The sequence below is a fragment of the Streptomyces kronopolitis genome (genome assembly GCF_014646275.1).
Taxonomy (GTDB): Bacteria; Actinomycetota; Actinomycetes; order Streptomycetales; family Streptomycetaceae; genus Streptomyces; species Streptomyces kronopolitis.
The window spans coordinates 1-20553 of record NZ_BMND01000021.1 but is presented as its reverse complement, the minus strand read 5'-3'; the positions used below and the strand labels follow the sequence as shown (position 1 = coordinate 20553).

Sequence of the window (20553 nt, the reverse complement as noted above, 5' to 3'; positions counted from 1 at the left end):
GAAGCAAGTCTTTGAGGGAGGTCGGGGGGCGCCTCGCCGAAGTGATCGGGGTGGCGACGACACCGAACGGCCCTCCGCGCCCTGCGAGGATCAGGGCATGGCGGACTCACCTGTGCAGATCAATGCCCTCATCGTCGATGCCACCGACCCTGAGCGGCTTGCCGCGTTCTGGTCCGAGCTGCTCGGCAGGCCAGTAGTGGGCCGCATGGGCCCCTATGTATGGCTGCGGCGCGAGAACGGCCTGGGCCTGGGCTTCCAGCGAACCGGCGAGCCCAAGTCGGTCAAGAACCGTATGCACTTCGACATCACCTCACCGAACCCGCCCGCCGAGCAGCGGCGTGTCGAGGCACTGGGCGGTCGCCGGCTGGAGGAGTACGCCGCCGGCGGGTTCCTGGTGATGGCCGACCCCGAGGGCAACGAGTTCTGCATCATCCCCGACGGCCCCTTCGAACTCGACGACGACGGGCGCGCGGACTACCTCATCTGACCGACCTGCCCGCCTGAGTTCCGAGGTCGCCGGCTCCCCCGCAGTCATCGAAGTGTGATCGGCGCCGGCGATACGCCTTCTGCCTGCAGCGCTGTGAGCACGTCCAGCGTGGCGCTCTGCGCACCCCGTCGAAGCCCGGTCACCTCGGAAGGGCTTGAAGGGGCAGTCCACGTAAGCTCAGCTTCGTGCCCCGCCATCCGAAGAGACCCCGTCGGCTCGTCGCCGACGGGCGTGCCTATCTGTGGACTCTCAGGCACACCCACCACATGACGGACGGCAGTCAGACCTGCCGCGAGACGCTCAGGCTGCACCCGCAGCCGGCCGGCACCGGTGGCTCGCTGCGCATCGTCTTCACGCAGGGCCCGGGCCGGTTCGTCCCGGGCGGGGCTCCCCTGGGCTCCGGGGACGTGGGATACAGCCGGGGCGCCTCGCTGAACCTGCACGAGCCCGGCGCCGTGCGCGCCCTGCTCGACGCGGCGTCTGCCCGCGGGGGGGCAGCCGGGGGTGGGCCGGACGGTGACGATCGACGGCTGGTCCCTGCTGGAGTCGGCAGCCGCCGCGCGGGCCGGGAGCGGCCGCGCGGGACCGACGGATCGGCGGCGCTGACCCGCGGCCCCGTCCAGTTCTCCCGAATTGGCCTTGGCCTGCGGCTTTGCGGCAGCTCTACGCTCGCGGGCATGAGGATTCGTATCGTCGACGCCTTCAGCACGCGTCCGTTCACCGGCAACCCCGCGGGAGTCGTGCTCCTCGACTCCGACGCGTTCCCCGACACCGCCTGGCTTCAGCAGGTCGCCGCCGAGGTCAATCTCTCCGAGACCGCCTTCGCCCACCCGCTGCCCCCGGGAGGCGACGCCGACTGGGCGCTGCGCTGGCTCACCCCCGCCGCCGAGGTGAACATGTGTGGACACGCCACGCTGGCCACCGCGCACGTCTTGCACACCACCGGTACGGCCACCGGCACGGTCCGCTTCCGCACCCGCAGCGGGGTGCTGACCACCACGGCCAGCGCCGACGGGGCGATCACCATGGACTTCCCGACCGCTCCGCTCACCCCCGTCGAGGTACCGCCGGCCGTCGCGGAGGCGCTGGGCTGCGAGATCCGCTCCGCGCACGACACCGGCCCCGATGTCGGGGACCTCCTGGTCGAACTCGCCGACGAGCAGACCGTCCGCGCCCTGGCGCCCGATCTCCGGGCGCTGGCCGGACACGGCGGCCGCGGCGTGATCGCCACAGCACGCGCCGAGGACCCGGCCGCCGGCCATGACTTCGTCTCGCGCTGCTTCTTCCCGGCGGTCGGCATCGACGAGGACCCGGTCACCGGCAGCGCGCACACCGCGCTCGCGCCGTTCTGGTCGGCGCGCCTGGGCCGGGCAGCGTTGGTCGGTCTCCAGGGCGCCGCCCGTAGTGGCCACGTACGGACCGAGCTGCGCGGCGACCGGACGCTGCTGACCGGCTCGGCGGTCACGGTCATCGACGGCGAGCTGCTGGCCACCGGCTGAGCCGGGGCGCCCGCCGGACGTCCGGGAGGCGCGGCGGGCACCTTTGTTGCCCCCGCGTCACACCCGTCTCACCCCGTCGGCAGCCACCCCACCCGGCCCGCGAGCACCGCGTAGCCCACGAACGCCACGATGTCGATCAGGGCGTGCGCGGCGACCAGCGGCCCGACCCGCCCCCACCGCCGGTAGAGCAGGACGAACAGCACGCCCATCACCATGTTGCCGACGAATCCGCCGATGCCCTGGTAGAGGTGGTACGAACCGCGCAGCACCGCGCTGGCCGCGAGCGCCGCCATCGGCGCCCAGCCCAACTGGCCCAGTCTGCGCAGCAGATATCCGACGACCACGACCTCCTCCAGGACGGCGTTCTGCACCGCGGAGGCGATCAGGACCGGAATCTTCCACCACACCTGGGGCAGCGCCTCGGGCACCACCGTCAGATTGGCCCCGGCCGCCCGTGCGCCCAGGTAGAGCAGCAGCCCGCTGCCGCCGATGACGGCCGCGACCCCCACCCCGCGACTCAGGTCGAAGCCGGGCCGCCGCCGGTCGAAGCCGATCGCGCGCAGCCCGCCGGCCCGCTCCCGCAGCAACAGATGCGCCACCAGCACCACGGGCACCAGCGCCGTCGCGATCCCGAACAGCTGCCAGGCCAGATCGAGCCACGGCCGGCCAGGCGCATGAGAGGCGTTGAGCGTCGCGGCCTGGTGCTTGAGGCCGCCGGGCTTGGTCACCGACCCGAGGAAGCTGATGAGCGCCGACAGCGCGCTGGCTCCCAGCGAGAGCGCCAGCACGATCAGCGTCTCGCTGCGCAGGACGCTCCGGGGCAGCGCCCCGTCCGCCCCCGTACCGGCACCTCGGCCCGGAACGTCCGCATCGGCCACGGGACTTGTATCCGACTGCACGCTTCCTCCACTTCCGCATTACCGCCGCTTCGTCACCACCGCCCCGCCAGGGTCTCGACAGCGGGTACGAAGATCACGCGCGACAGGCCGGGGAAGCGCCATCCGCAGGGCGTGCTTCCCCCTCGCCCCCCCGTATGCCGGTCGAGCCCGAGCAGGACAGGCGCCACCGCAAGGGGACCACACAGCTTGCCCGACGGTCCCACACCGGCGATCACGGGGTCCCGCCCTCCGGCCCGCCGACACGCTGACGTCCTCGACAAGACAGCGGCAGGCGGCGCACGCCCGCGACGACACCACGCCGTACGCACCGCTCCGGACACTGCCCATGCGCCCGCCCGACGACGAACTCGGGCTCCGGACCTGCCCCACGTACCCGCGCCGCTACGCCCCCTCGGTCGCCGCCTGTCGCTGCCCCGGGACGGCGGACCGCCCGCCGACCGACCAGGCGACCGGCCAGGTGTGCACCGGTGTCCCCGAGTGCATCAGCTCGCCGTAGCGCCGGGTCATCGCGGCAAGCGCGGCATCGCGGTCCAGGCCCTGGCGCCGGGCGTGGTGGAAGGCCGCGGCCTGCCAGGACGCCCCGTTCACCCGCCGCCGGCAGCGCTCCTCGATGATGCCGAGGTAGTGGTCGCGGTCGGCCGGCTCCACTCCCCAGGCGTCCAGCCCCCGGGCCGCCAGCGGCAGCAGCTCCGTGCGCACCAGCCGCACGGCCGGGATGCCGGTGAGGCCGCCCGCCCGTCCGGGGCGGGGCCAGTCCAGGGTGGCGTCGATGCCGTGCCGGCAGGCCGCGTCGAAGTTGCGGGCCGCGGCGGCGAACGGCAGCCGGCTCCACACGGGCCGCGGCTCCTCGGCCAGGGTCCGCACCAGCCCGTAGTAGAAGGCGGTGTTGGCGATGACGTCGTCGACGGTGGGGCCGGCCGGCAGCACGCGGTTCTCGACCCGCAGATGCGCGACGCCGTCGGAGACCGCGTAGACGGGGCGGTTCCAGCGGTAGACGGTCCCGTTGTGCAGCGACAGCTCGGACAGGTCGGGCACCCCGCCTTCGTCGAGGACCCGCAGCGGCTCCTCCGCCCCGCACACCGGCAGCAGCGGCGGGAAGTAGCGCAGGTTCTCCTCGTACAGGTCGTAGGCGGAGTCGATCCAGCGCTCACCGAACCAGGTGCGCGGACGCACCCCCTGGGCCGCCAGCTCCGGCGAGCGGGTGTCGGTGGCCTGCTGGAACACCGGCGGCCGCGACTCCCGCCACAGCTCACGGCCGAACAGGAACGGCGAGTTCGCACCGACCGCCACCTGCACCGCGGCGATGGACTGGGCCGCGTTCCAGACGGCGGCGAAGCGGCCCGGTGTCACCTGGAGATGCAGCTGGACCGACGTGCAGGCGGCCTCCGGCGCGATCGACGGCGAACGGGAGACCAGGTGTTCCACGCCCCGGATGTCGAGGGCGAAGTCCTCCCCCCGGGCCGCCCGCATCTGGTCGTTGAGCAGGACGTAGCGGTCGTTCTCGGAGAGGCTGGCGGCCGTGAGGTCGTTGGCGTGCAGGGTCGGCAGAATGCCGATCATCACGATCCTGGCGGCGACCTCGCGGGCCTTTCTCTCCGCGTAGGCCAGGCCCGTACGGAGTTCCTCGGCGAGCTGGTCCAGCACCCGGCCGCTCAAACGGTGCGGGAGGATGTTGACCTCGAGATTGCACTGGGCGAGTTCTGTCTGGAAATCATGGCTGGCGATGCGTTCAAGCACTTGAGAGTTCATCATGCGGGGCAGCCCGTCGGCACCCGCGAGATTGAGTTCGATCTCCAGCCCCATGAGGTTTCTGGGCCGGTCGAACCGCTTCTCCCCCAGGAGTCTCTGCAAACCCTCAAGGCACTCGTGGAGCTTTCTTCGATATCGCTCCCGGTCCGCCAGGTCGATCCCGTCCGCGGCGACCTTCTCCCCCATCGAAGGGTCCCTCCTCGAATGAACGGCCCGCGACCACGGGCTGCTTGGGGCCGTCCCCGGCACGCCGGGGCTCGCGCTACGGTCGATGATGCCCCGGCAATCTGATCGATAACGCGTCCGGCGCGGGCGGGTACCGATAGGCTCGAAGTGATGCAGCCTCCGGCATGCCCGTCAGGCATATCCGGCCGGCGCGCGCCGCCCGCATTTCTCCGGTGGAAAAGGACGACGAGATCCGGCCTACCGCGTCGGCGAGGGAATACGAGGTGGCCCGCGAAAACCACCGCACAAAGCGGCGGAAAACACCTCGCACGGCGGTCTGGATTTCACCTTGCCGAAAATCCACAAGGCCGCTAGACGAAACTCTTTCAGAACATACGTCGTATAAACTCCGCTGACGAGGCAGAGACGTGGCGCCCGGTGTCCCGGTGTTTCCACCGGCACGGGGGCACAGCGGCCGACCCGCCGCGCCGCACCCCCCGCCGGCCATGCTCTGACCCCGCCCGCAGACAGCGCCGTTTGCACCCGCCGCGCTCCACCGTGTCTCGAAGTGAGAGGCGACCCACCATGCCGCTGCTCCTTGCCCCTGCCCCTGCGCCCGCCCTGCGCAGTGTCCTCGGCGCCCTCGGCTCCCCCACCGCGGTCCGCGAGGCCCCGGTCTCCGCGCTCCGCACCCATCAGGGGCCGCTCAGCCCCGATCACCCGCTCCCGGTGCACGTCTGGGACGACATCAGCCGGCCCGGCGGCACCCCGCACACCCGACTGGCGGGCTGGCGGTTCCTGGTTCGCGGCGGAGAGCGTGCCGTGGCGACCGCCGAGGCGCGGCTCACCCCGGACGGCTGGACCTTCGCGCGCTTCTGCGGCGGTCCCTACGTCGCCGCCACCGAGCAGGCCCTCGCCCAGGCCGAGGCGCTCACCGCGCCCCTCCAGCCACGCCTGCTGTCCGTCCCCGAGCTGTACATGCTCACGCTGTGGCTGCACCACGACACCGCCTCCGACGGCGCCGAGGGCCTGCCCGCGGCCGGTGACCTGCTGGTACCGCTCGCGCCCGCGCCGCCGGGGATCGCCGCGCACCGCCCGCAGCGCCTCGCCGATCTGCTCCCCCGGCTGACCCTGCGGCTGGCCCCCGCCCCGCTCCTGCGCGAACCCGCCTGACCCGCCGCAGCGCCCCCGCTCCACCCGGACACCGGCGCCCGCCGTCCCGCCGGTCCATGCCCCGTGGCCCCTTCCGGCCACGGGGCACGCTGTCGCGCTCACCCACGCGGACTAGCCCGCGGATGCCACGGCCAACCCGCTTGGCGAGGCGTGCAATTGAGAGCAACCGCCCGCACGGGTGACGCGTCAGTACCGAGTGAGTACCGCTGCCGCGAAATCCCTGCGGAATCCCGTCCGTGGGGCAACACTGGGACCGACCGAAGGAAACGGGGGAGCGGCCATGAACACCTCATCGCGCCGCACGACGACGTTCACCACTCCGCAGCGAAAGACAACTTCCATGTGTCAGCACCAACCGCCCTGCCCGTCAGCGGATTCCACCGACCGGGAGGCCGCCCACCTCGTGGCGCACCACCCGGAGCAGGGCTGGAGCCTGCTCTGCAATGGCGTCCTGCTCTTCGAGGACACCGGTGAACTGCTACCGGACGGGCAGGTCATCGCCCCGCACCGCGCCCGGGCCACCGCCGCCGCCTGACCGGCGACCGTCCCGCTCGCGACACACCAGGGCCCCCGGCACACCTGCCGAGGGCCCTTGATGCTGCCTGCGGGGATCAGCCGTCGTACTCGTCCAGCGGCGGGCAGGAGCAGACGAGGTTGCGGTCGCCGTAGGCGCCGTCGATGCGGCGCACCGGCGGCCAGTACTTCTCGGACGCGTCGACGCCGGCCGGGAAGACGGCCTCCTCACGGGTGTAGGGGTGCGTCCAGTCGCCGCTGAGCGTGGCCGCCGTGTGCGGGGCGTTGCGCAGCGGGTTGTCGTCCTTGGCCCACTCCCCCGAGCCGACCTTCTCGATCTCCGCCCGGATGGCGATCATGGCGTCGCAGAAGCGGTCCAGCTCGTCGAGGTCCTCGCTCTCGGTCGGCTCGATCATTAGCGTGCCGGCCACGGGGAAGGACATCGTCGGCGCGTGGAAGCCGTAGTCGATCAGCCGCTTGGCGACGTCGTCGATGCTCACGCCGGTCGCCTTGGTCAGCGGCCGGACGTCGATGATGCACTCGTGGGCGACCAGGCCGCCGGGGCCGGTGTAGAGCACCGGGTAGTGCGCCTCCAGCCGCTTGGCGATGTAGTTGGCGCTCAGGACCGCGACCTGGGTGGCGCGCTTGAGGCCCTCGCCGCCCATGAGGCGGACGTACGCCCAGGAGATCGGCAGGATGCCGGCCGAGCCCCAGGGAGCCGCGGAGATCGGGCCGACGCCCGTCTCGGGGCCCGCGGAGGGCTGCAGCGGGTGGTTGGGCAGGTAGGGCGCCAGGTGGGCGCGGACGCCGACCGGGCCGACACCGGGGCCGCCGCCGCCGTGCGGGATGCAGAAGGTCTTGTGCAGGTTGAGGTGCGAGACATCGCCGCCGAACCGGCCCGGCTCGGCGAGCCCGACCAGCGCGTTGAGGTTCGCGCCGTCCACGTAGACCTGACCGCCGGCGTCGTGCACCGCCGCGCAGATCTGGGTGATGTGCTCCTCGAAGACGCCGTGCGTGGAGGGGTAGGTCACCATCAGCACCGCGAGCTCGTCGCGGTGCTTCTCGATCTTGGCGTGCAGATCGTCGGCGTCGACCTCGCCGTCCTCGCCGGTCTTGACGACGACGACCTTCATCCCGGCCATCACGGCGCTGGCGGCGTTGGTGCCGTGCGCCGAGGACGGGATCAGGCACACCGTGCGCTGCTCGTCGCCGTTGGCGCGGTGGTAGGCGCGCACGGCCAGCAGACCGGCCAGCTCGCCCTGCGAGCCGGCGTTCGGCTGGAGGGAGACCTTGTCGTAGCCGGTGACGACGGCCAGCCGCTCCTCCAGCTCCTGGATGAGCGTGAGGTAGCCCTCGGCCTGGCCGGCGGGCGCGAACGGGTGGAGCTGGCCGAAGGCGGGCCAGGTGACCGGCTCCATCTCCGTGGTGGCGTTCAGCTTCATCGTGCAGGAGCCGAGCGGGATCATGCCGCGGTCCAGCGCGTAGTCCTTGTCGGCGAGGGTGCGCAGGTAGCGCAGCATCGCGGTCTCGGAGCGGTACTGGTGGAACACCGGGTGGCTCAGGTAGTCGTCGCCGCGCAGCAGCGACTGCGGCAGCGCCTCGGCGACGGCCGCGTCCAGCTCCTCGATGTCGGCCCGCACACCGAAGGCGTCCCAGACGCCGGCCAGCTCGGCGCGTCCGGTGGTCTCGTCGCAGGCGATCCCGACCAGGTCGGCGTCGACCTGCCGGAGGTTGATCCCGGCCGTACGGGCGGCGGCGACGACCTCGGCGGCCCGGCCCGGCACCCGCGCGGTCAGCGTGTCGAAGTACGCGCCGTGCACGGTCTCCACCCCGCCGGCCCGCAGGCCCTCGGCGAGGATCGTCGCGTAGCGGTGGGTGCGGCGGGCGATGGTCCGCAAGCCCTCGGGGCCGTGGTAGACCGCGTACATCCCGGCCATGACGGCGAGCAGCACCTGCGCGGTGCAGATGTTGCTGGTGGCCTTCTCGCGGCGGATGTGCTGCTCACGGGTCTGCAGCGCGAGGCGGTAGGCCTTGTTGCCGTCGGCGTCGACGGAGACGCCCACCAGGCGGCCGGGCAGGCTGCGGGCGAACTGGTCGCGCACGGCCATGAAGCCGGCGTGCGGGCCGCCGAAGCCCATCGGGACGCCGAAGCGCTGAGTGGTGCCGACGGCGATGTCCGCGCCGAGCTCACCGGGCGAGGTCAGCAGCGTCAGGGCCAGCAGATCGGCGGCCACGGTGACGATCGCGCCCAGCTCGTGGGCCTGCTCGATGACACCGCGCGGATCGCGGACCGCGCCGGAGGCACCCGGGTACTGCAGCAGCACGCCGAAGACCCCGCGCTCGGCGACCTCGGCGGGAATGCCCTCGCTCAGGTCGGCGACCACGACCTCCACGCCGGTCGGCTCCGCACGGGTCCGGATCACGGCGACGGTCTGCGGCAGGCAGTCGGCGTCGATCAGGAAGACGCCCTGCTTGACCTTGCCGACCCGCCGGGACAGCGACATGGCCTCGGCCGCGGCGGTCCCCTCGTCCAGCAGGGAGGCGCCGGAGGTGGGCAGCCCGGTCAGCTCGGCGACCATCGTCTGGAAGTTCAGCAGCGCCTCCAGGCGGCCCTGCGAGATCTCCGGCTGGTAGGGCGTGTACGCCGTGTACCAGGCCGGGTTCTCCATCACGTTCCGCAGGATGACCGGCGGGGTGAAGGTCCCGTAGTAGCCGAGTCCGATCATGGACGACAGGACCTGGTTGCGGTCCGCGAGGCCGCGCAGCTCCGCCAGGACCTCGGCCTCAGTACGGGCCTGCGGCAGGCCGAGCGCCTCGGTGCTCTTGATCACGTCGGGTACGGCGGTGGCGGTCAGCTCGTCCAGCGACCCGAATCCGACGTGCGCGAGCATCTTCGCCTGCGCCTCGTGGTCGGGCCCGATGTGCCGGCGCGCGAAGGGGGTGCCGCTTTCCAGCTCGGTCAAGGAGATGCGATTGGTGGTCATCTGCGGGGGCCTCCTGGTCGGTGCGACCTACGAGGGGCACCACGGCGCGGGTGCCCGGACGGCCTCCCCCTCTGTCATCTCAACCTGAGAGCTTCACCGGCCCGCGCGAGGCGGACCGGCTTTCACCGTCGGTGAGGAGGGGTCCCGGGAGCTGTGCCTTCCGAGGCCCGCCCTGCTTTCCAGAGTGACCTCGTCCATGCGGTACGTGTGCCTGAGAGATTCCGGGGAGGATTTGCTCCTTCGGCGCCCTGGTCGCGAACGACAAGGACTCTCCCGCACGGGGTCTACGGCCATTCGCCAGCCTACCAGCGCAGCAGTCGAAGGATCCTTCGAGTGGCCGGGGCATGAAATGTGCCGTTTGGTAGGTGTCACAGGGCAGTTGCGACCAAGTGGAGGGGCCGTGCAAACCGACATCGATCCCCGGAGCCTGATCGGCCGCAAAGCGTTCGACCGGAACGGCGCGAAAATAGGCACGATCGACGAGGTCTACCTCGACGACGCGACGGGGGAACCGGAGTGGGCTGCCGTGCGCACCGGACTGTTCAGCCGGGACGCGTTCGTCCCCCTCGAGCCCAGCAAAATGGTCGGTGAGGGCCTGCACATCCCCTACGACCGCAAGCTGATCAAGGACGCGCCGGACTTCGGCGTGGGCCGCCACCTCTCCCCTGAGCAGGAACTCCAGCTCTACCACCACTACCGGCTGGATATCTCCTCCCCGACCGATCCGGTGTCCTCACCCGGATCCGGCGACACCGACTTCGGCAAGATCGCCGGCTCGGACGACTGAGCCACCGCCGGCCCCCCGCCCACCAGCGGCAGGGGCTCCCCCGGCCGCAGCGCCGGGTCCTCGACAGCGAAGGTCCGCACCCTTCCCGGTGCGGACCACGGCGTCTCGAAGCGGATGGTCACCCTCCCCACCCCGCTCCCCTGCACCCAGCCGGCGCCGTACTCCTCGTGCACCACGTCCAGGCCCGGGTGCCAGCGCCGCGGCGCCTCCTCCTGGGCTTCCTGCGCCCGCCCGCCGCCGTCGGCCGGCTCCGCCGCCCCCACGGCCCCTGCGGCCTCCTCCGCCTCTCGCGCCTCCCGTTCCGTCGCCAGCTGGGCGAACAGATCCTCCTGGGTGAAGTCGGCCAGCCCGCTGACCCCCACGCCCAGCAGCCGCACCCCGCCCGTGGTGTCCACCGTCTCCAGCAGCCTGACGGCGGCCTCCCGTATCACCGCCGGGTCGTCGGTGGGCCCGCGGAGCGTCTCGGAGCGGGTCAGCGTCGAGAAGTCGTAGTTCCGCACCTTGATCACCACCGTGCGCCCGGAGCGCCCGGCCGCGCGCAGCCGCTGGACACAGCGGTCGGCCAGCCGCAGCACCTCACCGCGCACCCGCGTCCGGTCGGTCAGATCGACTTCGAAGGTGTCCTCGACCGAGATCGACTTCGCATCCCGCTCGGCCACCACCGGGCGGTCGTCTTGGCCCAGCGCCATGGCGTACAGCCCGGCGCCGTGTGCCCTGCCCAGCAGCCGCACCAGCTCGGCCTCGCCGGCCTCCGCGGTCTCCGCGACCGTGTGGATCCCGGCCCGGCGCAGCGTCTCGGCCGTCGCGGGGCCCACCCCGGGCAGCGTGCGCACCGGCATCGGATCCAGCAGCTCCCGTTCCGTGCCGGGCTCGATCACCACCAGGCCGTCCGGCTTGGCCGTCTCGGACGCGATCTTCGCCAGCATCTTGGCGCCGGCCAGCCCCACCGAACCGGTCAGCCCCGTGGAGGACCGGATATCGCGCCGCAGCCGCTCCCCCACGGCCCGCACGGCGGCGGTCCGGGCCGGCACCCCTCCGGCCTCCAGATCGACGAACGCCTCGTCCAGGCTGAGCGGCTCCACCAGCGGTGACAGGGCGTGCAGCAGCTCCATCACCGCCTCACTCACCTGGCGGTACAGCGAGAAGCGGGGAGCCAGATACGCGGCGTTGGGGCACAGCCGGCGCGCCTGGGCCGTGGGCATCGCCGAGCGGACGCCGAACACTCTGGCCTCGTACGAGGCCGTGGAGACCACTCCGCGCACCCCGATCCCGCCGACGACCACGGGCTTGCCCCGCAGACTCGGCTTGGCCGCCTGTTCGGCGGCCGCGAAGAACGCATCCATGTCCAGATGCAGGATCGTCGGCGCAGGTCTCACATCTCCGATGCTGCCCCATGCCACTGACAATCGGCCCGATGCCGGGCCGCGTACACGGCCGGGGACTCAGACCGCGCGGTTCCGCCGGCGCGCCAGCTCGTCGTGCGGGTTCTTCCCGATCAGCGTCTCGCCGGTGTCCACACGCTCTCCGTGGAGCTGTGACAGCACACCCTCCACGTCCCGCCACACCACGCCCACGGCGATCCCGAAGACGCCCTGGCCGCCCTGGAGCAGATCCACGACCTGGTCCGGTGAGGTGCACTCGTAGACGGTCGCGCCGTCGCTCATCAGCGTCATCCGCGTCAGGTCCGCCAGCCCCCGCGCCCGCAGGTGCTGCACGGCGGTGCGGATGTTCTGCAGCGACACCCCGGTGTCCAGCAGCCGCTTGACGATCTTGAGGACCACGACGTCCCGGAAGCTGTAGAGCCGCTGGGTGCCGGAGCCGTACGCGGGCCGGATGCTCGGCTCCACCAGGCCGGTACGCGCCCAGTAGTCGAGCTGCCGATAGGTGATGCCCGCTGCCGCACAGGCGGTCGGGCCGCGATAGCCGACGCTCTGCGCCTCGCAGTCCCCCGACACCGCCGCGGCCGCTGCCGGGGCATGGTGTGCTGCCGCGCCCGAGTGGAGCGGCAACGCCCCTTCCGCCGCCATACCGTCGCCGGTGATTGCCACGCCGCCCTCCGTCCTCCACGTCCCGGACGGGACCTGCCACATCGACGGTATGCAGTCACTCGGGGTGCGTCAACGATCGCCGCGCTCGCCACGCCGAGTGATAATCACCCTACGAGTGGTTTCTCGTGACCCGAGATGGGGAACGGCTAATTGTTTGGCTGGAAACAGATGGTTCGACCGGCCGAATCACTGGCTGTTGGTGCCGAAGTCCTCGGGCGAGATCTGGTCGAGGAACTCGCGGAACTTCTCCACCTCGTCCTCCTGCTCGTCCGGGATGGCGATCCCCGCGTCGTCCAGCACACCGTCGGTGCCGAAGATCGGCGTGCCGGTGCGCAGCGCCAGCGCTATGGCGTCGGACGGACGCGCGCTGACCTCGACTCCGCTGGCGAAGACGAGTTCGGCATAGAAAACCCCCTCGCGCAGATCCGTGATGCGGACCTGCGTCAGTTCTTGGCCCACCGCTTCGAGCACGTCCTTGAAAAGGTCGTGCGTCAGCGGCCTGGCAGGGACCATGCCCTGCTGGGCGAAGGCGATGGCGGTGGCCTCCCCTGGCCCGATCCAAATGGGCAAGTAACGATCGCCTCCCACCTCCCGCAGGAGCACGATCGGTTGGCTGGAAGGCATTTCCACCCGGACACCCACGACGTCGAGCTCGTTCACACAGCAACCCTAGGACGTGCCCGGCAGGTTTGGGTAGTCGGGCAGATGTTTGCCGGCTACAGCCGGACCCGCAGAGCGGTCTGCAGAAGGGCCGCGTGCAGCCGTACGGACAGTGTTGCCAGCTCCCTGGCGGTCGCCTCGGCGTGGGCCCTGGTCTGTGGGTTCCGGTGCCGCCGAAGGGGTGCCACGACCTGTTCGACCAGGCCCGCCTCGCGCTCGGCGCCCGCCTTCACGGCCCGCAGATGCCGTGGTTCCAGACCGAAGCGGCCCAGGTCGGCGACGAGTTTGGCCACCGTGACGGCCTCGATGTCGTATCCGCCCTCCGCGTGGGAGACGATGAGTCCGTACGACTCCCAGTCGGCGAGCGTCGCCTCGTCCACCTCCGCGGCGGCCAGCAGCTCGGCCCGGCCGATCCGGACAGCCGTGGGGCGCTCCGCACCCGGCTCGGACACGCCCTCGACCAGGTCCCGGGTGGGAGTGGCCGGAGCGGGCAGCGGCACCTGCTCACCGCGCTCCAGGGCGTCCAGATGCTCGCGGATGACCTTCAGCGGCAGATAGTGGTCCCGCTGCATCCGCAGGACGTTCGCGAGCCGCTCCACGTCCGCGGGCTTGAATTTGCGGTATCCGGAAGGCGTGCGCGTCGGCTCGACCAGCCCCTCGGCCTCCAGGAAGCGAATCTTGGAGATGGTGACCTCGGGAAACTCCTCGCGCAGCCGGGTGAGCACCGTGCCGATGCTCACCGGCTTGCCGTCCGAGGAGGCGGCGCCGGACGAGCCGGCGCCGCCTTTCGGTGTATGGCGCATATGCCTTCCCCGGCCGGTCAGATACCGGCGCCTCGCTGGCTCGCGTAGAAGACCAGGCGGAACTTGCCGATCTGGACCTCGTCGCCGTTGGCGAGAACGACCGAATCGATCCGCTCACGGTTGACATAGGTGCCGTTCAGGCTGCCGACGTCGGCGACCGTGAAGAGACCGTCCGGGCCCCGGCGGAACTCCACGTGGCGGCGCGAGACCGTCACGTCGTCGAGGAAGATGTCGCCCTGCGGATGCCGGCCCGCCGTCGTCAGCTCGCCGTCCAGCAGGAAGCGGCTGCCCGAATTCGGACCCCGGCGGACGACCAGCAGCGCCGACCCCAGCGGAAGGGCGTCGACGGCCGCCTGGGCCTCGGGGGACAGCGAGGGCGACAGATTCTGACCCGTCGCCTCGGAGTCGTAGGCCTCGAGCCCCGAAATGGAGATGGTCGAGGTCGTCTCGGACGCGCGCTCGGGCTGGACGCCCGGTCGCAGCGGCGCACCGCAGTTCGAGCAGAACCGGCTCGCCTCGGCGTTCCGGCTGCCACACCTCGTACAAACCGGCAAGGCTGACCCTCCACCCGTGCGTGCGGCCGATGGTTCCTGGGAACCTATGCGGCCGGGCACGGAGGGGTCAACAGAACCCGCGGGGGGCCCGCTGACCTCGTCACGGAAGAGCGGACGGTCCTCGGCCGCGCCGCTCTCGTCGGGCCGGCCCGACGCACGGTGCCGCGCGGAGCCGCTGCCGCCCTCCTGGCGTGCGCTCTTGCCGAACAGCTTTCCAAACAACTTCACGGGCGATTCCCCTTGAACGAAACAGACCCGCCCGTGGGGCAGGACGAACCCTCGATGCACACACCGGCCCATCCGGACATCCTGTGAACGTCCGTGGCCTTCAGACAGTTTCCACCACACACCACACGCACGGTGCGTCGACCCCCCGCTACCTCATGCCCTCGCCGGGCACTCGACATACCTGCACGCCTCACTGCGATGACGACCGAGCGTAGTCAGGCCGCTTCGCCTCTCGCAAGGCGTTCACAATGATCTTCTTTTCACGGGTCACAGACACCTTGGCCTGCTCCTTTTCCAGAGTCTGGACCACTCCGCCGGGGATGTTCAGCGCCGGTTCCAGATCCTCCGGCTTACCGATCACCTTGAAGCGGTACGGCTGAGTGACCCGCTTGCCGTCGATCCCCACCCCGCCACGGACGTCCGACAGCGAGGTGTTCGCGACGACCCGGACATCATTGACCTGGATGGCCTCGGCGCCGGCCGCCCGCAGCTCCTGGATGGTGTCCAGCAGCTTGTCCGCCTCGACGGAATGCGCCGGGTCGTCGATGGTCAGGGTGATGCCGGGCCCTTGCGCCGCGACGGTCCCGGCCAGCACGCCCAGCTGCTGTTCCTTCTCCACGGTCTGCTTACGGGCCTCCTCGGCCTGGTCCGAGCTGTTCGCCAGCTCGGTCTTCTGCCCTTCCAGTCGCCGCTGTTCGTCGGTCAACCGCTGGGAGCGGTTGTCCAGCTCGTCCAGAATGCGCACCAAGTCCTCCTGGCGCGCACCTCTCAGCGCACTGCTGTCACTCGTGGAACGTACCTGAATCGCCAGGCCGAGGCCGAGAATGAACAGCAGCAGCGCAACGATCAGTTGAGCCCGGGTCAGGCGGGGCGGCCACAGACTCGCGACCAGCCGTTCCCGGCCGGATGCCGGGCGTTCCGCACTCCCGTCCTCCGCAACCGTGTCCGGAGTCGAGGAGTCTGCCCCTTTGTCCGTCTTCTGTCCAGCACTGTCCGGTTCTTGAGCTTCAGGCGTCTCGTCGGCCTCCGCCCGCTCGGCGGCGCCGGAACTCTCGGGCGGCATCGGCAACCGGCCGGCCGGGCCGTGCTCCCGGTCCTGTGCCGCCTCCGAACGCTCCGGCCGCACGGGCTTCTCCGGCTGCTCCGGCCGCTTCTCCGGCTGGGGGTTCTCGTGGGGGTTCTCGTCCGCGGCCATCCGTCTCACGCCCTGAAAACGTGCCGGCGGATGGCCGCGGCGTTGGAGAAGATCCGGATACCCAGCACCACGACGACACCCGTGGAGAGTTGGGAGCCGACGCCCAACTTGTCGCCGAGGAAGACGATGAGCGCGGCGACGACCACGTTCGACAGGAAGGAGACGACGAAGACCTTGTCGTCGAAGATGCCGTCCAGCATCGCGCGCAGACCGCCGAACACGGCATCCAGCGCCGCGACGACGGCGATCGGCAAGTAGGGCTCGACCACCGTCGGCACCACGGGGCGGACGACAAGTCCGACCACGACTCCCACGATGAGGCCCAGTACGGCGATCACGATGTGCCCTTCCCTGTGTCGGCGCCGTCCGCCTTGGCGGCACCGGCCTGCGGCTTTGCGGTACGAACGATCAAGCTGGGCGCGGGCGGCAGGGTGAGCTCGCTCTCCGTGGAAATCCTGGTGCGCACGCCGTAGTTCTCCTGCAGGACGTGCAGGTACTGACCGTCGGCGCTGTCCTGGAACGCGGTGCTCAGCCGCTGCCCGTCCCCCACCGCCAGCACCGTGTAGGGCGGCACCAGCGGCTTGTTGTCGACCAGTATGGCGTCTCCCGCGGCTCTGATCGCCGAGAGTGACGTAAGCCGCTGCCCGTTGACGGAGATGGCCTCCGCACCGGACGCCCACAGGCCGTTGACGACGCGTTGCATATCCCTGTCGCGTACCCGCCCGGTATCCGAGAAACCACTGCTCTCACGCGGTCCGCCGCCGCTGGACTCCGCTCCCTTGGCATCGTCCACGACGAGCTTCACCCCCGGCCCGGTGACCTGCGTCGAACCGGACAGCAGCGCCAGCAGCTCGGCCTTGCCCCCGCCGTGCTGCTTCAGCGCCTCGCGCTGCATCCGGCTGACGTCGTCGCGCAGCGCGTCAACCCGGTGCTGCTGCTTGTCCGCCTCGCCGGTGCCCTTCTGGATGCGGTGGATGAGCTCCTCGCGCTCCTTGGCGAGCGTCGGTGCCGATATCTGCGCCTGCGCCGCCCCGACCGTCACCACGACCGCGGCGAGCACCAGACCGGCGGCGAGCCCCAGCTTCGCCCGCAGGGTGCGCGGCAGACCCCGCACCCCCGTCTCGGACTTCCGCGCGGCCGCCTCGGCGTATCCCTCGTCGAGGCTGTGATCCATCACGTTGGTCAGCAGCGACATGGACGCATCGGGGCGCGCGGCGGACGCTTTCGGGCTGCTCCGATCGGGGCGCTGCTGCGACATGCCGCACATCGTCGCACGTCGGACCGACAGTCTCCCAATGGCCCCACCGACGTGCCCGTTCACGGCACGCCGGTGGGGTCCGGGTCAGCGTCCGGCGCTGTCCACCACTGCGGACCATTCGTCCAGCAGCTGGTGTGCGGAGGCGTCGTCGGGCCCCTCCGCCCACAGGTGGGTGACCGCCTCGGCGGGGTCGGGCAGTACCAGCACCCAGCGGCCGTCGCTCTCCACCACACGGACACCGTCGGTGGTGTCGACATCCCGGTCGCCGGCCGCCTCGACGACGTGCCGCATGACCAGTCCCTTGACCGCCCACGGGGTGGCGAGGTCACGGCGCTGGACGTGCGCCCGCGGGATCCGCGCGTCGATCTGGCTCAGCGTGAGCTGCGTACGGGCCACCAGGCCGATCAGCCGGACGAACGCGGCCGCGCCGTCGAAGACGCTGCTGAACTCGGGGATGAGGAAACCGCCCATGCCGTCCCCGCCGAAGACGGTGCCGTCGGCTCGCCCCACCCGGGTCAGATCGTCGGGCGAGGTCGTCGTCCACTCCACCTGCGTGCCGTGGTACGCCGCCACCTGCTCGGCGATCCGGGTCGTGGTCACCGGCAGCGCCACCCGCCCGGTGCGCCGCTCCGCCGCGACCAGATCCAGCATGACCAGCAGTGCCCGGTCGTCCTCGATGATCCGGCCGCGCTCGTCCACCAGGGACAGCCGCTCGCCCACGGGGTCGAAGCGCACCCCGAAGTCCGCCCGCGCCGAGGCGACGATCTCGCCGAGGCGGACGAGTCCGGCCCGCCGGGCATCGGCGGTCTCGGTCGGCCGGGATTCGTCGAGCCCCGGATTGATCGTCAGCGCGTCGACGCCGAGCCGTCCCAGCAGGCTGGGCAGGACCAGTCCGGCGCTGCCGTTCGAGGCGTCCACGACGACCTTCAGTCCGGAGTCGCCGACGCCCGTGGTGTCCACGGCCCGCAGCAGCGACCCCGTATAGGAGTCGAAGACGCTGGCGGGGAAGATCAGATCACCGATCTCGCCTGGGAAGGCACGGCGGTACTCCTGGCGGGCGAAGACGCGGTCGAGCTTGCGCTGTCCGGCCTGCGAGAGGTCCGCGCCCCGCTCGTCGAAGAACATGATGTCGACGGAGTCGGGCACGCCGGGCGTCGTACGGACCATGATGCCTCCCGCACTGCCGCGGGCGGTCTGCTGACGGGCGACCGGCAGCGGGACGTTCTCCAGGTCGCGTACGTCGATGGCGCTGGCCTGCAGCGCGGAGATCACGGCACGCTTGAGTGCCCGGGCGCCCCGGGAGTGGTCACGCGCGGTGGTGACCGTGGATCCCTTCTTGAGCGTGGTCGCGTACGCGCCCGCGAGCCGTACGGCCAGCTCCGGCGTGATCTCGACATTGAGGATCCCGGACACGCCCCGGGCGCCGAACAGATGCGCCTGGCCGCGGGACTCCCAGATCACCGAGGTGTTGACGAACGCACCGGCCTCGATGGTCTTGAACGGGTAGACCCGCACATTGCCCTGCACGATCGATTCTTCGCCGATCAGGCACTCGTCGCCGATGACGGCGCCGTCCTCGATCCGGGCGGCCCGCATGATGTCGGTGTTCTTCCCGATCACACAGCCACGCAGATTGCTCTGCTGGCCGATGTAGACGTTGTCGTGCACGACGGCCCGGTGCAGGAACGCGCCGCTTTTCACCACCACGTTGGAGCCGATGACGGTGTGTTCGCGCAGCTCCACATCCGCCTCGATCTTGGCGTAGTCGCCGATGTACAGCGGACCGCGCAGCACCGCGTCGGGATGCACCTCGGCGCCCTCGGCGACCCATACGCCCGGCGAGATCTCGAAGCCGTCGATTTCGACATCGACCTTGCCTTCGAGCACATCGGCCTGGGCCTTCACATAGCTTTCGTGGGTGCCGACGTCCTCCCAGTAGCCCTCGGCGACATAGCCGTAGATCGGCTTGCCTTCCTTCATGAGCTGCGGAAAGACATCGCCGGACCAGTCGACCGAGACATCGGGCTCGAAGTAGTCGAAGACCTCCGGCTCCATGACGTAGATACCGGTGTTGACGGTGTCCGAGAAGACCTGGCCCCAGGTGGGCTTCTCCAGGAAGCGTTCGACCTTGCCGGCCTCGTCGACGATGGTGATGCCGAATTCGAGCGGATTGGGGACCCGGGTCAGGCAGACGGTGACGAGGGCGCCCTTTTCCTTGTGGAACCGGATCAGATCGGTGAGATCGAAGTCCGTGAGGGCGTCACCGGAGATGACGAGGAAGGCATCGTCCTTGAGCGCTTCCTCGGCGTTCTTCACGCTTCCCGCGGTGCCGAGCGGCTTCTCCTCATTGGCGTAGGTGAGCTCCATTCCGAGCTCTTCTCCGTCGCCGAAGTAATTCTTGACGAGCGAGGCAAGGAATTGCACGGTCACGACGGTCTCATTGAGACCATGCCGTTTCAGCAGCCGGAGTACATGCTCCATGATCGGCCTGTTCGCGACCGGAAGCAGCGGCTTGGGCATGCTGGACGTCATGGGGCGAAGGCGTGTTCCTTCGCCGCCGGCCATCACAACGGCCTTCATGTCGGAAGCGTCCTCCTCTAAGAGACGACGGTCTTGCCGACCTCACTTGTCCAGAGCGCCCACCGCTCGTGCTTTCACGTACGGGCGCCGGCCCTTGGCACAAGCTGCCGTTTCGGAGAGCTCAGTCGGCGGTGGCGTCCGCCCGGATGAGGCGGCGGACCTGGACCACGTAGAGGATCCCTGCCCACCAGTAGAGCGCTGTACCCCATCCTGCGAACGCCCATCCGAAAACAGCAGCGAGGGTGTGAAGCCAGCCGCTTCCGTCGCTCAGCAGGAGCAACGGGAAGGCGTACATCAAGTTGAACGTAGCCGCTTTGCCCAGGAAGTTCACCTGGGGAGGCCCGAAGCCGTGGCGTCCGAGGAATCCGACCGCGATCAGCAGCATCAGTTCCCGCGCCAGCAGGGCGGCGGTGAGCCAGACCGGCAGGATCTCGCGCCAGGTCAGACCGACGAGGGTGGAGAGGATGTAGAGGCGGTCGGCGGCCGGGTCGAGGATCCGCCCCAGGCTGCTGATCTGGTTCCAGCGCCGGGCGAGGTGGCCGTCCAGATAGTCGCTGACGCCGCTCAGCGCCAGGACCAGCAGCGCCCAGCCGTCGGCCTTCGGGCCCCCGAATTCCGGCCACAGGACCAACCACAGGAACACGGGCACGCCGAGGAGGCGCGCCATGCTCAGAATATTCGGGATGGTGAGGACACGATCCGTCTGGACCCGCGTCTCCTGGACCTCCACGCGAGGCCTCCTGTGGGGAAATGTACCAACGATGCACCTTGACCTTACCTGCCCGGCCGGCGACGCCGTACCGCGGGTCCCCATGGTCGCGGAAGCACAAAAAAGCCCCGCGGGAACCGAAGTTCCCACGGGGCTTTTCACAATTTGTTCGGCGGCGTCCTACTCTCCCACAGGGTCCCCCCTGCAGTACCATCGGCGCTGAAAGGCTTAGCTTCCGGGTTCGAAATGTAACCGGGCGTTT

The 20553-nt window shown here is 70.5% G+C and carries 18 protein-coding genes, 1 rRNA gene and 1 riboswitch; of the genes, 5 read left to right on the top strand and 14 right to left on the bottom strand.

All coding sequences use genetic code 11. The features are described from left to right. Positions 1 to 97 precede the first annotated feature (97 nt). Both IEY78_RS21695 and IEY78_RS21690 read left to right on the top strand, forming a co-directional pair. Positions 98 to 487, top strand: coding sequence for a VOC family protein (locus IEY78_RS21695; RefSeq protein WP_189100787.1), 390 nt, complete (start codon positions 98 to 100; stop codon positions 485 to 487). Between the two features lie 677 nt (positions 488 to 1164). Next, complete coding sequence (locus IEY78_RS21690; RefSeq protein ID WP_189100785.1) at positions 1165 to 1986, top strand: PhzF family phenazine biosynthesis protein; 822 nt, start codon at positions 1165 to 1167, stop codon at positions 1984 to 1986. Between the two features lie 68 nt (positions 1987 to 2054). On the opposite strand, the gene IEY78_RS21685 is transcribed toward IEY78_RS21690, so the two are convergent. Beyond that, complete coding sequence (locus IEY78_RS21685; protein ID WP_373294208.1) at positions 2055 to 2864, bottom strand: CPBP family intramembrane glutamic endopeptidase; 810 nt, start codon at positions 2862 to 2864, stop codon at positions 2055 to 2057. A 402-nt stretch (positions 2865 to 3266) separates the two neighbouring features. Next, complete coding sequence (locus IEY78_RS21680; RefSeq protein ID WP_189100781.1) at positions 3267 to 4820, bottom strand: glutamate-cysteine ligase family protein; 1554 nt, start codon at positions 4818 to 4820, stop codon at positions 3267 to 3269. Positions 4821 to 5384: 564 nt separating this feature from the next. Between IEY78_RS21680 and IEY78_RS21675 the strand changes: the two genes are divergently transcribed. Both IEY78_RS21675 and IEY78_RS21670 read left to right on the top strand, forming a co-directional pair. Further along, on the top strand, positions 5385 to 5972 hold the full coding sequence (locus IEY78_RS21675; RefSeq protein ID WP_189100779.1) for a hypothetical protein: 588 nt from the start codon (positions 5385 to 5387) through the stop codon (positions 5970 to 5972). Positions 5973 to 6312: 340 nt separating this feature from the next. After that, entirely contained in the window at positions 6313 to 6507 is a 195-nt protein-coding gene (locus tag IEY78_RS21670) for a DUF5999 family protein (protein ID WP_281392292.1), read from the top strand. Between the two features lie 76 nt (positions 6508 to 6583). On the opposite strand, the gene gcvP is transcribed toward IEY78_RS21670, so the two are convergent. Further along, entirely contained in the window at positions 6584 to 9469 is a 2886-nt protein-coding gene (gene gcvP / locus IEY78_RS21665) for an aminomethyl-transferring glycine dehydrogenase (protein WP_189100775.1), read from the bottom strand. Positions 9470 to 9658: 189 nt separating this feature from the next. Next, a riboswitch (glycine riboswitch) is annotated at positions 9659 to 9755 on the bottom strand. 114 nt (positions 9756 to 9869) lie between these two features. On the opposite strand from gcvP, the gene IEY78_RS21660 reads away from it, so the two are divergent. Beyond that, positions 9870 to 10256 carry a PRC-barrel domain-containing protein gene (locus IEY78_RS21660; RefSeq protein ID WP_189100773.1) on the top strand — a complete coding sequence of 129 codons (387 nt, stop codon included), beginning with the start codon at positions 9870 to 9872 and terminating at the stop codon, positions 10254 to 10256. On the opposite strand, the gene IEY78_RS21655 is transcribed toward IEY78_RS21660, so the two are convergent. The 11 genes from IEY78_RS21655 to rrf form a co-directional block, all read right to left on the bottom strand. Beyond that, complete coding sequence (locus IEY78_RS21655) at positions 10163 to 11632, bottom strand: DNA polymerase IV (RefSeq protein ID WP_189100771.1); 1470 nt, start codon at positions 11630 to 11632, stop codon at positions 10163 to 10165. The genes IEY78_RS21660 and IEY78_RS21655 overlap by 94 nt on opposite strands. 66 nt (positions 11633 to 11698) lie before the next feature. Continuing rightward, positions 11699 to 12346, bottom strand: a complete 648-nt coding sequence (locus IEY78_RS21650) for a MerR family transcriptional regulator (RefSeq protein ID WP_373294207.1) — start codon at positions 12344 to 12346, stop codon at positions 11699 to 11701. A gap of 144 nt (positions 12347 to 12490) precedes the next feature. Continuing rightward, a complete protein-coding gene (locus IEY78_RS21645; RefSeq protein WP_006606439.1) occupies positions 12491 to 12964 on the bottom strand; it encodes a bifunctional nuclease family protein in 474 nt (157 codons plus the stop codon). A gap of 56 nt (positions 12965 to 13020) precedes the next feature. Beyond that, positions 13021 to 13767 (bottom strand): transcriptional regulator FtsR, encoded by a 747-nt coding sequence (gene ftsR / locus IEY78_RS21640; protein ID WP_189100768.1) that lies wholly within the window; start codon positions 13765 to 13767, stop codon positions 13021 to 13023. A gap of 17 nt (positions 13768 to 13784) precedes the next feature. Further along, entirely contained in the window at positions 13785 to 14621 is an 837-nt protein-coding gene (locus IEY78_RS21635) for an FHA domain-containing protein (protein ID WP_189100766.1), read from the bottom strand. A gap of 118 nt (positions 14622 to 14739) precedes the next feature. After that, a complete protein-coding gene (locus tag IEY78_RS21630) occupies positions 14740 to 15744 on the bottom strand; it encodes a DUF881 domain-containing protein (protein WP_189100764.1) in 1005 nt (334 codons plus the stop codon). 5 nt (positions 15745 to 15749) lie between these two features. Beyond that, on the bottom strand, positions 15750 to 16082 hold the full coding sequence (locus IEY78_RS21625) for a small basic family protein (RefSeq protein WP_042152041.1): 333 nt from the start codon (positions 16080 to 16082) through the stop codon (positions 15750 to 15752). Next, positions 16079 to 17002, bottom strand: a complete 924-nt coding sequence (locus tag IEY78_RS21620) for a DUF881 domain-containing protein (protein WP_189100763.1) — start codon at positions 17000 to 17002, stop codon at positions 16079 to 16081. Before IEY78_RS21620 ends, IEY78_RS21625 begins: the two co-directional genes overlap by 4 nt. 84 nt (positions 17003 to 17086) lie before the next feature. Then, positions 17087 to 19582 (bottom strand): mannose-1-phosphate guanyltransferase, encoded by a 2496-nt coding sequence (locus IEY78_RS21615; protein ID WP_189100761.1) that lies wholly within the window; start codon positions 19580 to 19582, stop codon positions 17087 to 17089. Positions 19583 to 19703: 121 nt separating this feature from the next. Next, complete coding sequence (gene clsA, locus IEY78_RS21610; RefSeq protein WP_189100759.1) at positions 19704 to 20312, bottom strand: cardiolipin synthase ClsA; 609 nt, start codon at positions 20310 to 20312, stop codon at positions 19704 to 19706. A gap of 146 nt (positions 20313 to 20458) precedes the next feature. Beyond that, a 5S ribosomal RNA gene (gene rrf / locus IEY78_RS21605) occupies positions 20459 to 20553 on the bottom strand; the annotation flags it as partial.

Excerpts from the sequence above, each read along its gene's own strand:
- IEY78_RS21695 (WP_189100787.1), top strand. The coding sequence starts at position 98 with ATGGCGGACTCACCTGTGCAGATCAATGCCCTCATCGTCGATGCCACC.
- IEY78_RS21690 (WP_189100785.1), top strand. The coding sequence starts at position 1,165 with ATGAGGATTCGTATCGTCGACGCCTTCAGCACGCGTCCGTTCACCGGC.
- IEY78_RS21680 (WP_189100781.1), bottom strand. The coding sequence starts at position 4,820 with ATGGGGGAGAAGGTCGCCGCGGACGGGATCGACCTGGCGGACCGGGAG.
- IEY78_RS21675 (WP_189100779.1), top strand. The coding sequence starts at position 5,385 with ATGCCGCTGCTCCTTGCCCCTGCCCCTGCGCCCGCCCTGCGCAGTGTC.
- IEY78_RS21670 (WP_281392292.1), top strand. The coding sequence starts at position 6,313 with ATGTGTCAGCACCAACCGCCCTGCCCGTCAGCGGATTCCACCGACCGG.
- gcvP (WP_189100775.1), bottom strand. The coding sequence starts at position 9,469 with ATGACCACCAATCGCATCTCCTTGACCGAGCTGGAAAGCGGCACCCCC.
- IEY78_RS21650 (WP_373294207.1), bottom strand. The coding sequence starts at position 12,346 with ATGTGGCAGGTCCCGTCCGGGACGTGGAGGACGGAGGGCGGCGTGGCA.
- ftsR (WP_189100768.1), bottom strand. The coding sequence starts at position 13,767 with ATGCGCCATACACCGAAAGGCGGCGCCGGCTCGTCCGGCGCCGCCTCC.
- IEY78_RS21635 (WP_189100766.1), bottom strand. The coding sequence starts at position 14,621 with ATGGGCCGGTGTGTGCATCGAGGGTTCGTCCTGCCCCACGGGCGGGTC.
- IEY78_RS21630 (WP_189100764.1), bottom strand. The coding sequence starts at position 15,744 with ATGGCCGCGGACGAGAACCCCCACGAGAACCCCCAGCCGGAGAAGCGG.
- IEY78_RS21620 (WP_189100763.1), bottom strand. The coding sequence starts at position 17,002 with ATGTCGCAGCAGCGCCCCGATCGGAGCAGCCCGAAAGCGTCCGCCGCG.
- IEY78_RS21615 (WP_189100761.1), bottom strand. The coding sequence starts at position 19,582 with ATGAAGGCCGTTGTGATGGCCGGCGGCGAAGGAACACGCCTTCGCCCC.